Genomic DNA, 12814 nt, shown 5'->3' on the forward strand with positions numbered 1-12814 from the left:
ACAGCCCGTTCACGGCCCGGTTCCGCCACCGTCAGATCTCGGTGCCCACCCGCCCGCGACCGCTCCGCGGCCGGCTCCGCAGATCCTCTCCACCTGCGCCGCGCGGGCCGGCCGGGCACTGCGCGCAGACAACACGACGGCGCCGGACGGCACGACGCCGGACGCGATCGTCATCCCCGAAGTGGCAGGGCGCCCAGCGCCCGTGAACGCGATCGTGTCCGGCGTCGTGTCGTCCGGCGCCTTCAGCGAGTGAAGCTAGAGCAGGCCGAGCTTGGCGGCACAGGCGGGCCACTGACCCCACCCGGACCGCGCCTGGAGGATCTGCGCCCGCTTGGTCTGCTCGGCCGCCGAGGCGTCCGACGGCAGGCCCGTGCCTCCGACGGCCTGCCAGGTCGACAGGGTGAACTGGTAGAGGCCGTAGTAGCCGTTGCCGGTGTTGGTGGCCGGGTTGCCGCCGGACTCGCACTGGGCGAGCGCCGACCACACGCCGGCCGGCGCGCTGCCGGTGCCGGAGCCACCGGAGGACGAGCTGCCGGAGCTGCTCGACGAGGAGCTGCTCGACGAGGAGCTGCTCGACGAGGACGAGGACGAGGACTCGGCGGGCGCCGGCTCGGGCTCGGGCTCGGGCCGTTCCTTGGTGCCCTTGACGACGACCTCGTCGACCGGCTTGGTGGTGACCTTGTTCGACACCTTCTCGCGGTCGGTGACCTTGCCGTCGGTGCGCGTGACGCGGTGGACGATGGTCCGCTCGCCGGCCTTGCCCTCGGTGGCGACGTAGGAGCCCTCGTCGACGTACCGGTCGGCGTCGGTCCTCGTCACCGTGTCGTAGGCGATCTTCTTGGTGGTGGAGACCTTCTTGACGTCGACGACCTGCACGACGACCCGGACGCTGGGGTCGCCGGGGTTCTGGGGCTCGATCTGGTCGACGTGCACGATGTCGTCGCCGTCGAGCTCGACGCCCTCCTCGGCCAGGAGCTCGTCGAGGGTGACCGCGCCGTTGTCGACGATGCTCTCCTTGCCGCCCACGACGAGCGAGACCGGCTGGTCGGCGTCGAGGCGGATGGGCAGGGTCGCACGGTCGGCGGACCGCGAGGGCAGCAGCCGGACCTGGTCGGCGCGGGCGTCGAGGTCGTCGAGCACCTCGTCGGCGTCGAGTGCCGCGATCCAGACGTCACGCTTCGTGCCGTCGGTCTCGACGGTGAGCTCACGCCCGTAGCGGACCTCGACGACGGCGCCGTCCCGCAGGTCCTCGTCCGCGGCGGGAGTGACCTGGTCGTTCTCGCCGACGCGTACGCCCTCCTCGGCCAGGAGGTCGTCGACGGTGCCGGCGTAGGTGGAGACGGTGGTGTAGGTGCCGTCGACGTCGATGGTGACGTCCTTGCGCAGCTGTTCGACGACGGCGGCGGTGACGCCGCCGGCCACGGCGAGCCCGAGGACGGCCACGAGGGCGACGAGCGGCCAGCGACGGCGGCGGCGCGCGGGCGGCGTCGGCTCAGCGGCGGTGCCGTCGGCCTCGGCGGGCTGCGCGCTGACGGGCACGGGTGCGGTCGGGGGTGTGACGGAGTCGGCGGGCCAGTCGCTCACGTGTCGGTCCAGTCGTCGTCAGGTCCGGGCACGACGAGGGCCCGCGCGTGGTGGTCGGGGCCCGGGTCGATCCGGTGGCTCCGACGACCGTAACCGCATCGTGATATTCATCCAAGAGCAGTTGTGGTAAGTCTGACCGGTTACGGGCCCATATGCGCCAAAAGATCAGCCCGATCTGCCGGGCACGTCACACTGTTGCTCGAGGCGCCGCTCGAGCAAGGGTCTCGGCTCAGTACCAGCCGACCGACATCGAGTGGTTCCAGGCCGCGCAGGGGGTGCCGTACCGGCCGGAGATGTAGCCCAGACCCCAGGTGATCTGCGTGGACGGGTTGGTCCGCCAGTCCGACCCCGCCGAGGCCATCTTCGATCCGGGCAGGGCCTGCGGGATCCCGTACGCGCCGCTCGAGGCGTTCTGCGCGTTCCAGCGCCAGTTCGACTCCTTGGTCCACAGGCTGTCGAGGCAGGAGAACTGGTCGTCGCCCCACCCGCGCTCCGCGGCGAGGGCGCGGGCGACGGCCTTGGCCGACCCCGGGTCCACCTGGATGTCGGAGACGTCCAGCGTGCCGACCAGGACCACCTCGGTGACCGGCTCCGTCGTCACGCTGCGGTCCACCACGGTGCGCTCGACCTCGGCGCCGTCGAGGGTCCGCACCTGGTACGTCGTCACCCGCTCCCCCGGGACGCCGCGCGTCTGGACCACCTCGTGGCCGACCGGCAGCTGGTCGGACTCGACGCGCTCCGTCTCGAACGGCACGACCTCGGTGACGATGTCGGCCCCGCTCGACCCGCGGTTGACCACCACCACCATGCCGTCCACCGCGGCGGCCCCCAGGGGCACCGACGTCCGGTCGTGCTTGCCCAGGCTGATGCCGACCTCCGCGAGCACGTCCCGCACCGTCGCCTGGGTCGTGCGCAGGGGCAGCACCGAGCCGTCGACAGCGACGTTGACGGTCTTGAGCGTGGAGACGCGCACCGGCTCGCGTCCGAGCGGGGCGCTGCGTGAGGCCGTGGTGACCGCCCCGTCGGCGCGGGGGCCCAGCGCGGCGAGCAGCTCGCCCACCGTGTGCGCCGTCGTCGGGAACGTCAGGGTCTCGCCGTCGATCTCCAGGGTGACGTCCTTGCTGGACCGGACCACCACCTCGCCGTGATCGGGCGCCGCGGCGTTCACCGCGGGTTGGACCAGGTCGTCCGGTCCGGGGTGGATGCCGTGGAAGGCCAGCACGTCCCCGACCGTGTCGCCGTAGCCGTCGAGCGTGCGGACCTGGCCGTCGACGTCGACCGTGATCTGCGCGTGCGCGTCGACCACTCCGTAGGCGCCGACGGCGAGCGCGACGACCACCAGCGCCTGGACGCCCGCCCGAGCGGCCGCCGGCAGGCGACCCCGCCGGCCCACGTAAGGCGCCGACGCACGGCGACGACGCGGCTCCTCGCGTCGTCGACTCGCGTTGGTTCCCGCCACGGTCACCAGACCGTAGCCGACCACGCGCTGCGGCGGAAGGGCCTCACCACGGGCCGTACACCTCGACGGACGTCGCCGAGACGGCGTCGCAGACCTGCTCGAGCTGCCGGTCGAGGATCTCGGCCATCGCCCGGACCGTGTGCCCGACGACGTAGGGGCCGATCGGGCGGCCCCGGTACGGGTGGGGCGGCAGGAACGGGGCGTCGGTCTCCACGAGCAGGTGGTCCAGGGGGATCGTGCGCAGCGCGGCCCGCAGGTGGTCGTTCTTCGGGTAGGTCACCGGCCCGGCGAACGACAGGTACCAGCCGTGCTCGGCGGCCAGCGCAGCCATCTGCTCGTCGCCGGAGTAGCAGTGGAACACCGTGCGCTCGGGCGCACCGTCGGCGAGCAGGACGTCGACCACCTGCGCGTGCGCGTCCCGGTCGTGGATCTGCAGCGCCAGCCCCAGCTCCTTGGCCAGCGCCACGTGCGCGCGGAACGACTCCCGCTGCGCGGCTTCGCCCTGCGGACCGGTGCGGAACAGGTCCATCCCCGTCTCCCCGATCGCCCGGACACGCGGGTTGTCCCGGGCGACGTCGGCCACCCGGGTGACCGCGTCGCCGAGCGACGTCGCGTGGTGATCCTGCGGCGACGGCTCCAAGCCGTCCGGGCCCACCTCACGGACCCCGGCGTGCAGCACCGCCTCGTTCGGATGGATCGCCACGGCGCCGAGCAGGCTCGACCCGTACGCCGGGTCGCGCAGCAGCGCGTCGGTCCACGCGATCGTCGGCAGCTCGCAACCGACCTGCACCAGCCGGTCCACCCCGGCGGCGGCGGCCCGGGCGAGGTGGTCGGTCACGGTCGGGACCGGCGAGCCCTGCAGGGCACGCTCGTCGAGGACCGCGGCGATGACGTCCAGGTGCGTGTGGTTGTCGACGACCGGGACGGGCAACGGCTCAGGGTCCGGAGGGAAGCCGCGCTCGCGCTTGCTGCGACCCATCAGGCCTTCTCGCGCAGGCGTTCCAGCTCCTCGTCGACGATCGAGTCGTCGAGCTTGGTGAACACCGGCGTGGGCTTGGCGATCGGGGTCCCCGGGGTCACCGGGCGGGACTCCCACGACGGGAACTCGTAGGCTCCGTCGTGGTCGCCGGTGATGATCGGGTAGTGCCGCGAGTCGTCGTCGAGGTCGGCGACCTCCTCGATGCGCGGCTGGGGGGCGAACTCCCCGGTCCCGCCGAGCACCTCGTGCACCGACTGCGCGGAGTGCGGCAGGAACGGCGCGAGGAGCGTGTTGCAGTCGCTGACCGCCTGCGTCGTGGTGTGCAGCACGGTGGCGAGCCGGTCCGGGTCGGTCTTGAGCTTCCACGGCTGGGTCTCGGAGACGTAGCGGTTGACGTCCCCGACGACGCGCATCGCCTCGGCGATCGCGGCCCGCTGGCGGTTGGACTCGATGAGGGCGCCGATGTCGGTGAACGCCCGGCGCGTGGACGCCAGGACGTCCCGGTCGGTGTCGGTGAGCTCGCCGGCCGTCGGGATCTGACCGAAGTTCTTGTGGACCATCGACGCGGTGCGGTTGACCAGGTTGCCCCAGCCGGCGACCAGCTCGTCGTTGGTGCGGCGCAGGAATCCGTCCCAGGTGAAGTCGACGTCCTGGTTCTCCGGCCCGGCCGCCGCCACGTAGTAGCGGAACGCGTCGGGCTGGTAGCGGGCCAGCATGTCGCGCACGTAGATGACCACGCCGCGCGAGGAGGAGAACTTCTGGCCCTCGACGTTGAGGAACTCGCTGCTCACGACCTCCGTGGGCAGCTGGAGCGCACCGAACCGGCCCGGCTCTCCCCCGCGCGAGCCGCCGCCGTCGTACGCCAGCAGCTCGGCCGGCCAGATCTGGGAGTGGAAGGTGATGTTGTCCTTGCCCATGAAGTAGTACGAGCGGGCGTCCGGGTCGGTCCACCACGCCCGCCACGCCTCGGGCTCGCCGCGGCGCCGGGCCCACTCGATCGAGCTGGACAGGTAGCCGATGACGGCGTCGAACCAGACGTACAGCCGCTTGGTGGGATTGCCCTCCCAGCCCTCGAGCGGCACGGGGATGCCCCAGTCGATGTCCCGCGTCATCGCCCGCGGGCGGACGTCGTCGAGCAGGTTGCGGCTGAAGTTCAGCACGTTGGGCCGCCACCCGTCGCGCGTCTCCAGCCAGGACGACAGCGCGTCGACGAACGCCGGCAGGTCGAGGAAGAAGTGGTTCGACTCGACGAACTTGGGCGTCTCGCCGTTGATGCGGCTGCGCGGGTTCTTCAGGTCGATCGGGTCGAGCTGGTTGCCGCAGTTGTCGCACTGGTCGCCGCGGGCGCCGTCGTAGCCGCAGATGGGGCAGGTGCCCTCGATGAAGCGGTCCGGCAGGGTGCGCCCCGTCGACGGGGAGATCGCACCCATGGTCGACTTCTCGACCATGTAGCCGTTGCGGTGGACGGTACGGAACATCTCCTGCACGACGGCGTAGTGGTTGCGCGTCGTGGTGCGCGTGAACAGGTCGTAGGACAGGCCCAGGGACGTCAGGTCCTCGACGATGACGCGGTTGTAGCGGTCGGCGAGCTCCTGCGGGGTGACCCCCTCCTGCTCCGCCTGCACGAGGATCGGCGTGCCGTGCTCGTCGGTGCCGGAGACCATCAGGACGTCGTGACCCGCCATCCGCATGTGCCGGCTGAAGACGTCGGAGGGAACGCCGAAGCCGGCGACGTGGCCGATGTGCCGCGGACCGTTGGCATAGGGCCATGCCACCGCGGAGAGGATGTGGGTCATGGCCCGAATCCTACTGGTCCGGGCCGTGGCGACGTCGGGACGTCTCACCCGTCCGCCGCCTCTCCCGCCGAGATCGACGTACCCGTACCGAGATCGACGGACGGTCCGTCGATCTCGGTACGGGTACGTCGATCTCGACACCTGGGGGGCGGTTGGTGGCACAGTGGGTGGCATGAGCACGCGGGCACTGATCGTCGTGGACGTCCAGCCGACCTTCTGCGAGGGCGGCGAGCTCGGGGTGGACGGCGGGAACCGCGTGGCCGCCGACGTCGCCGCCTACGCGGCCGCGCACCGTGACCGGTACGGGCTGGTGGTCACCACTCAGGACTGGCACATCGACCCCGGCGAGCACTTCAGCGACGCGCCCGACTTCGTCAGCTCGTGGCCGGTCCACGGCGTCGCGGAGTCACCGAACGCCGCCCTGCACCCTGTCCTGGCCGACCTGGACGCCGACGTGGCGATCCGCAAGGGCCAGTACGACGACGGCTACTCCGGGTTCGACGGCACGGATCCCGTCGGGCGGTCACTCGACCAGGTGCTGCGCGAGGCCGCCGTCGACACCGTGGACGTCGTCGGGCTGGCCGAGTCCCACTGCGTCAAGCACACGGCCCTGGACGCCGTGCGCCACGGGTTCGCGACCCGCGTGCTCACCGACCTCACCGCTCCCGTCTCGGCCGAGCAGGGCGAGCAGGCCCGCAGCGAGATGGCGGCCGTGGGCGTCGAGCTGACCCGCTCCTCCGCGGGGTAGGCACGCTCTCCGCGGGGTAGGCACGCTCTCCGCGGGGTAGGCACGCTCTCGGCGAGGTAGGCGACCCGGCCACGAGGTCGGCTACCTCGCGGACACGGCAGCGCGGTCCGCCCGTTAGCCGCTCAGGCGCTCCGCGCGGCGAGCGCCGCGGCGTACAGGTCCCGCTTGGGCACCCCGGCCGCGGTGGCGACGTCGGCCACCACGGTCTTGAGGCGTTCCCCGCCCCCGACCCGGGTCAGGACCTCGGGCACCAGGTCCTCGACCCGCGGCGCCTCGGCGGCGGGCGCCCCGGCGACGACGACGCAGATCTCGCCGCGCAGCCCGGGGCCAGCCTCGGCGCGGTCGGCCGCGAGCGCCGCCAGCTCGCCGAGGGTGCCGCGCAGCACCTCCTCGTAGGTCTTCGTGAGCTCGCGGCAGACGGCGGCGGGCCGGTCGGTACCCAGGGCGTCGGCCATCGCGGCGAGCGTCTCCACGACGCGGTGGGGAGCCTCGAAGAACACCATCGTGCGGGGCTCGGTCGCCAGCGCCCCGAGCCACCGGGACCGCTCCCCCGGCTTGCGGGGCACGAACCCGTCGAACGTGAACCGGTCGGTGGGCAGACCGGACAGGGCCAGCGCCGTGAGCACGGCGGAGGCGCCGGGTGCCGCGGTGACGGGCAGCCCGCGCTCGACGGCCCGTTCCACGAGGCGGAAGCCGGGGTCGGACACGGCGGGCATCCCGGCGTCGGTGACGACGACGACGGTCCCGCCGTCGGCGACGACGTCGAGCAGGTCGTCGGCGCGGTCGCGCTCGTTGTGCTCGTGGTACGACACGACACGCCCGCCCACGGTGACGCCGAGCCGGGTGGCCAGACCGTGCAGCCGGCGGGTGTCCTCGGCGGCCACGACGTCGGCGTCGGCGAGGAGCCGCAGCAGTCGCGGGGAGGCGTCCTCGACGTTGCCGATCGGGGTGGCGGCCAGCACGACGGACCCTGCCTCGGCGACACGACTCATGGGGACAACTGTCCCACGGCGGCGTCATGACCCCCTAAAGTGGCCGAGGTGAGCGCCCCCGATGCCGACGCCCAGGCCACCGGTGAGATCCCGGAGGCCGGGACGTCCGCCGAGCCCCGCCAGCAGTACCCGTCCCGGCGCGACATCCACGGCCACCGCCGCACCGACACCCGGGGCATCCCGGTCGTGACGGGTGCGATCCGGGCCATCACGGGCGCCGTGCCCGCCGTGGGCCGGCGGTCCGCAGACAGCCCGGCCGATCCGGCGCGGGGGACGACCTCCCCGTCGGCCGACGACGCGGCGTCCGTCCCGCCGTCGGGCACCACGGCGGCTGCACCCGACGGGCCGGACGATCCCTACGCCGTTCCTCCGGGCGGCCCCGTGCCCGACAGGCGGACGGCCGACCGCGAACCGGTCACCGGCGCGACGGTCGACAGCGCAGCGGACCGCGACGTCCCGACCGGGCGCACGCTCCTCGTCCGCCTTCTCGGCGAACGCCGACTGGCGCTGGGCGTGACCTGGCAGGCCCGCGCGCTGGGCTGGCTCGGCGCCGTCGTCGTCACCCTGATCGCCGCGGTCACCCGGCTGTGGGAGCTCGGCCGGCCCGGGACGCTCGTCTTCGACGAGACGTACTACGTCAAGGACGCCTTCACGCTCGGGGAGACGGGCGCGGAGAAGCAGTGGCCGGACGACCCGAACGCCGCGTTCGAGGCCGGGGACGTCCACACCTACCTCGACCAGGCCGCCTACGTGGTCCACCCGCCGGTGGGCAAGTGGATGATCTGGCTCGGCATGGAGTCCGGGGGCGGTGCCACCAACCCGTTCGCGTGGCGTCTAGCGAGCGCCGTCGTCGGCATCCTCGCCGTGCTGCTGCTGGCGCGGATCGCGCGGCGGCTGTTCTCCTCGACGGTGATGGGCCTGGCCGCAGGGTTCCTGCTGGCGATCGACGGCGAGGCGATCGTGCACTCCCGCACGGCCCTGCTGGACCAGTTCCTCATGTTCTGGGTGCTCGTGGCGTTCGGCTGCCTGGTCCTGGACCGGGAGCAGGCCCGCCGCCGGCTGGCGGACCGGGTGGGGGCGGTCCTGGAGGCGGGGGGCACGGTCGGGCGGTACGGCCCGCGGCTCGGGTTCCGGTGGTGGCGGCTGGCCGCCGGTGTCTCGCTCGGCCTCGCGTGCGGGGTGAAGTGGTCGGGCCTGTACTTCGTGGCCGTCTTCGGCCTGCTCACCGTCCTGTGGGACATCACGGCGCGCCGCCGGGCGGGGATCGGACGCTGGTTCGAGGACTCCGTGCTGGCCGACGGCCTGCCCGCGTTCGTCCAGATCGTGCCCGTCGCGCTGGTCACCTACCTGGCCTCGTGGTGGTCGTGGATCGCCGGCTCGGACGACGGCGGCTACCACCGGGGATGGGCGGCGGCGCACCCCGACGAGACGGTCGGCTGGATCCCCGACTGGCTCGAGAGCCTGTGGCACTACCACCAGCAGATGTGGTCGTTCCACACCCACCTCGACTCCGAGCACGCCTATGCGGCCGGCCCGTGGGGGTGGATCGTGCAGTGGCGCCCCACGTCGTTCTTCTGGGAGCGCTCGGCCGCCGGGGAGAACGGCTGCCCCGTGGACACCACCAACGGCTGCGCGTCGGCGGTGACCGCGCTGGGCAACCCGCTGCTGTGGTTCCTCGCGGCGATCGCGATCGTCGTCACGATCGCGCTCGGCGTCTGGCTGCGCGACTGGCGGGCGCTGGCCGTGCTGTCGGGGACGATCGCCGGCTGGGTGCCGTGGTTCTTCTTCACCGACCGCACGATCTTCACGTTCTACTCGATCGTCTTCACGCCGTTCGTGATCATGACGCTCGTGTACCCGATGGTCGTGGCGCTGGAACGCACACGCCGGAGAGCCGGCCGCGGCGGTGTGGTCGCGGTGATCGCGGTGGTCCTGCTCGCGATCACCGCCGTGTCGGTGGCGTTCTACCCGTTCTGGTCGGCGATGCAGGTGCCCTACGACTACTGGCGTCAGGTCATCCGCTTCCAGAACTGGGTCTGAGCAGGCTCGCCGGGGCCCCGGCTCAGCTCACCAGGCGACCTGCGGGGTCGGGTGGAAGGCCCAGCCCGCGGACCGCCACGCCGGGGCCTGAGCGGCCGTCCGGGCCGCGAACGCGTCGAAGTCCTTCGCCGCCGCTGCGGTCCACGCGACCTCCGCCACGGCCCCGAGCCGCGGCAGCAGCATCGAGAACAGCTCGTCGCGGGTGGTCAGCGTCTCGGTCCACACCGCCGCCGAGACGCCCTCGACGGCGGACGCCGGCAGCCCGTCGATGACGGCCGTGGGCTCCCACTCGTAGGAGTCGCGCAGCTCGACGGTGCCGGCCCACTCCAGCCCGAGCGGGTGCTCGGACGTGTACTTCATGTCGAGGTAGGCGTGGTTGCCGGGCGACATGACGAACCGCGCCCCGGCGTCGGCCGCGGCGACGAACCGCTCGAACTCCTCGCCCTTGGGCTCCCAGTACTGCAGCAGCGTGCCGGGCTCGACGGGTCCGCGCGCGCCCTCCTGCCAGAAGATCGGCGTCTTGCCGTGCTCGCGCACGATCCGCGCGGCGAGCTCGACGAACTGCGCGAACTCGCCGTGGTCCATGGTCAGCACCTCGTCACCGCCGACGTGCACCCACGCACCGTCGGTCGTGCGCGCCAGGTCGCCGATCACGTCGCGCAGGAACGGCTCGGTGGCCGGGTTGTCGAACCACAGCCGCGAGAAGCCGACCTCGATGCCGTCGTAGGCGTCGGTGGCGAGACCGTCCGAGGTCAGCGCGCCGTAGACGTGCGTGGCGGCGTTGACGTGACCGGGCATGTCGAACTCCGGCACGATCGTGACGTACCGCGCGGCGGCGTACTCCTGCAGGGCCACGTAGTCGTCGACGGTGAGGTAGCCGGCCGTCCCGCCGCCGACCTGGTTGTCGGAGGCCTTCTCCAGCTCGGGCCGGGACGGGATCTCGATACGCCAGCCCTGGTCGTCCGTCAGGTGCAGGTGCAGCACCCGCAGCTTGAACGCGCCGACCAGGTCGACCACGGCGCGGATGTCCTCCGGCCCGAACCAGTGGCGCACGACGTCGAAGCTCAGCCCGCGCCAGGAGTACCGCGGGGCGTCGTGCACGACGACGGCGGGCACCGTGGCGGCGGCGCCGTCGGCGGCAGTGCCGTCGGCGGCGGGAACCACGAGCTGGCGCAGGGTCCTCGCGGCGTGCAGCAGCCCGACCGGCTCGGCGGCAGTCGCGAGGATCTCGCCGTCACCGACGCGGAGCGTGTACCGCTCGGGGCCGTCGGACCCGGGGCCGGCAGGTCCCGCGGCGGGGTCGAGGCGCAGCGTGAACGTCACCGCGCCGGCCGGTGGGTCGGCGTCCTCGCTGACGGGCACACCGGCAGCGGCCAGCTGTTCGGCGACCACGGCGGCGAGCGCCGGGTCGGGGGCGTCGAGACGCACGGCTGCCAGCCGGAGCGCGTCGTCGTCGGACTCGGTGACCTCCGTGGGCCACGGGATGAGGGGGAGCATGGATCTCTCCAGGTCAGGAACCCAGGACCAGCAGCGGCTCGGGGTCCGTCGGGACGAGGTCGGCCGACTGGTACGCGACCAGCGTCGGACCGGACCACGCGGCGTGCACGCCGTCGGGCAGGTCGTCGGTCACTCGGCCCCACACCCACCCGGTGGTGGTCATGGCCCCGGTCCGGTCGGCGGCGATCACCACCTCGACGGCGTCGGACGCCGTGGCCGTCCCGAGCTGCTCGCGCTGGACGACGGACTCGGGCCGCGTCTGGTGGATCACCACCATCGCCGGGGGCAGGCCGTTATTAGTAACCACCCCTTCAATATAGGCGATCGCGTCCTGCACCTCGGCCACCGACGCCTGCTGCGGCGCCGTCGTCCCGTCCGAACGCCGGTCCTCGGGGTGCAGCGCGACGCCGACCCCGGGCCGGGCGAGCAGGTCGGCCAGCGGCTCGACCTCCTCGACCAACGGCCGCGTCCCCGCCGGGACGTCGAGCAGCACGTACTGGCCTGCCTCCCGGGCGGCGTCGACGAGCGGAGCCAGGTCCGCCACGGCCGCCTCGTCCACCCAGTCACCGTCGTCGCCGGGGACCGCACCTGCGGCACCGGCGGGCACGACGACGGTCGGCACCACCGGCCCGCCGTCCAGCCCCGCGTACGACTCGGCCGTCGCCGCCGCCCGCGCGACCACCTCCGCCGGGTCGTCGTCCCCGTCGGCACCGACCGTGACGTAGCGGCCCGGCAGCAGGCGCTGGTCACCCGTGGGCAGCAGGTCCCCCCGCTCGGCGGCCGCGACCCGCCAGGCGAACTCCGCGGCGTCCCCGAACGACGGCCCCACGCCCACCACCGCCAGCGCCTGTGCGGAGTCGATGCGATCGATCGCCTCCGGCGAGGAGGCGATGTCACCGTCGGGCACCTCCTCGTCCACGGCGCCGGCCGCCCGGAGCGTGGCGATCGCCGCCTCCTGCCCCGGGCGCGGGTCCGTGAGCGCCAGCACCTCGTCGAGCCGCGCCCGGTCCACCGGGGGTGTCGCCTCCCCGGAGCCGGCCAGAGCCGCCTCGACCTGCTCGTGCAGCCGGGACGCGTCATCCGCGGCCAAGCCGTCCTGCGGAGCGTCCCCCGGCAGCGGCTGGGCCACGTCCAGGCGCACCACCGTGGCCCCCGCGGCGCTCGCGGCCTCCTCGGCGGCGGCGGTGCCGTCCGGACCGCCGGGCGTGCCGCTCGGGTCCGAACCCGGAGACTCCCCCGCCGGAGAAGCCGCACCGTCGGACGCCATCGCCTGCGGCGGCGCCGGCTCCGGCTCGACGACGACGGCGACCCTCGCCCCGAGGCGGTCGAGCTCGGCAGCGGCGCCGTGCGCCGACACGGCGTCACCGACGACCAGGGCGGGAGCGGACAGCGCCTCGGCAGCGGCGGCATGGGCGGCACGCACGTGCTGGGCACCGGGGCCCTGGGCAGGGGCCGCCAGCACCACCACCGGTGACCGCGAGAAGATCTGCTGACTGGCGGTCAGGGCGAGCTCGGCGGGGTCGGAGACGTCCAGGAGCAGGGTGTGCGACGTCGGTTCCTGGACGACGGTCCGCACCGCCGGCCCGGCGGGCTCGGGAGGCGGGTCGGCAGGACTGCAGGCACCGACCAGGACGGCCGCCCCGAGGAGGGCCAGGACGAATCGGACGTTTCGCGCACGCACGGTGCCCATCCTCCCGCATGCCGAGCCGTCCGGTCGAC

General features: G+C 73.3%; 9 protein-coding genes. 2 read left to right on the forward strand and 7 right to left on the reverse strand.

Annotated features, from left to right (window positions below; all coding sequences use genetic code 11):
• Window positions 1-255: 255 nt before the first annotated feature.
• From ACIQLL_RS11955 to metG, 4 genes are all read right to left on the reverse strand, one after another.
• The gene (locus ACIQLL_RS11955; protein WP_402467172.1) at window positions 256-1584 is read right to left on the reverse strand and encodes a transglycosylase family protein; all 1329 of its coding nucleotides are present in this window, start codon (window positions 1582-1584) and stop codon (window positions 256-258) included.
• Between the two features lie 229 nt (window positions 1585-1813).
• Window positions 1814-3043 (reverse strand): aggregation-promoting factor C-terminal-like domain-containing protein, encoded by a 1230-nt coding sequence (locus ACIQLL_RS11960; RefSeq protein ID WP_402467175.1) that lies wholly within the window; start codon window positions 3041-3043, stop codon window positions 1814-1816.
• Window positions 3044-3086: 43 nt separating this feature from the next.
• On the reverse strand, window positions 3087-4022 hold the full coding sequence (locus ACIQLL_RS11965; RefSeq protein ID WP_402467177.1) for a TatD family hydrolase: 936 nt from the start codon (window positions 4020-4022) through the stop codon (window positions 3087-3089).
• A complete protein-coding gene (metG, locus tag ACIQLL_RS11970) occupies window positions 4022-5818 on the reverse strand; it encodes a methionine--tRNA ligase (RefSeq protein ID WP_402467180.1) in 1797 nt (598 codons plus the stop codon). The genes ACIQLL_RS11965 and metG overlap by 1 nt, the downstream gene beginning before the upstream one ends.
• A 172-nt stretch (window positions 5819-5990) precedes the next feature.
• Here metG and ACIQLL_RS11975 point away from each other — a divergent pair, with 172 nt between their 5' ends.
• Complete coding sequence (locus ACIQLL_RS11975; protein ID WP_402467182.1) at window positions 5991-6566, forward strand: isochorismatase family protein; 576 nt, start codon at window positions 5991-5993, stop codon at window positions 6564-6566.
• Window positions 6567-6688: 122 nt separating this feature from the next.
• On the opposite strand, the gene rsmI is transcribed toward ACIQLL_RS11975, so the two are convergent.
• Window positions 6689-7558 (reverse strand): 16S rRNA (cytidine(1402)-2'-O)-methyltransferase, encoded by an 870-nt coding sequence (gene rsmI / locus ACIQLL_RS11980; protein WP_402467185.1) that lies wholly within the window; start codon window positions 7556-7558, stop codon window positions 6689-6691.
• 48 nt (window positions 7559-7606) lie between these two features.
• Here rsmI and ACIQLL_RS11985 point away from each other — a divergent pair, with 48 nt between their 5' ends.
• On the forward strand, window positions 7607-9598 hold the full coding sequence (locus ACIQLL_RS11985; RefSeq protein WP_402467187.1) for a phospholipid carrier-dependent glycosyltransferase: 1992 nt from the start codon (window positions 7607-7609) through the stop codon (window positions 9596-9598).
• Between the two features lie 27 nt (window positions 9599-9625).
• Here ACIQLL_RS11985 and ACIQLL_RS11990 read toward each other — a convergent pair whose 3' ends face one another.
• Entirely contained in the window at window positions 9626-11095 is a 1470-nt protein-coding gene (locus tag ACIQLL_RS11990) for a family 20 glycosylhydrolase (protein ID WP_402467189.1), read from the reverse strand.
• 13 nt (window positions 11096-11108) lie between these two features.
• Window positions 11109-12776: a hypothetical protein gene (locus ACIQLL_RS11995; RefSeq protein WP_402467191.1), complete on the reverse strand. Its 1668-nt coding sequence runs from the start codon at window positions 12774-12776 to the stop codon at window positions 11109-11111.
• Window positions 12777-12814: the final 38 nt, after the last annotated feature.

It is taken from the genome of Isoptericola aurantiacus (assembly GCF_044769875.1).
GTDB classification, from domain to species: domain Bacteria; phylum Actinomycetota; class Actinomycetes; order Actinomycetales; family Cellulomonadaceae; genus Isoptericola; species Isoptericola aurantiacus.

What these genes read in the sequence shown, in the direction of transcription:
- ACIQLL_RS11990 (WP_402467189.1), bottom strand. Translation starts at nt 11,095, where the DNA reads ATGCTCCCCCTCATCCCGTGGCCCACGGAGGTCACCGAGTCCGACGAC.
- metG (WP_402467180.1), bottom strand. Translation starts at nt 5,818, where the DNA reads ATGACCCACATCCTCTCCGCGGTGGCATGGCCCTATGCCAACGGTCCG.
- rsmI (WP_402467185.1), bottom strand. Translation starts at nt 7,558, where the DNA reads ATGAGTCGTGTCGCCGAGGCAGGGTCCGTCGTGCTGGCCGCCACCCCG.
- ACIQLL_RS11975 (WP_402467182.1), top strand. Translation starts at nt 5,991, where the DNA reads ATGAGCACGCGGGCACTGATCGTCGTGGACGTCCAGCCGACCTTCTGC.
- ACIQLL_RS11965 (WP_402467177.1), bottom strand. Translation starts at nt 4,022, where the DNA reads ATGGGTCGCAGCAAGCGCGAGCGCGGCTTCCCTCCGGACCCTGAGCCG.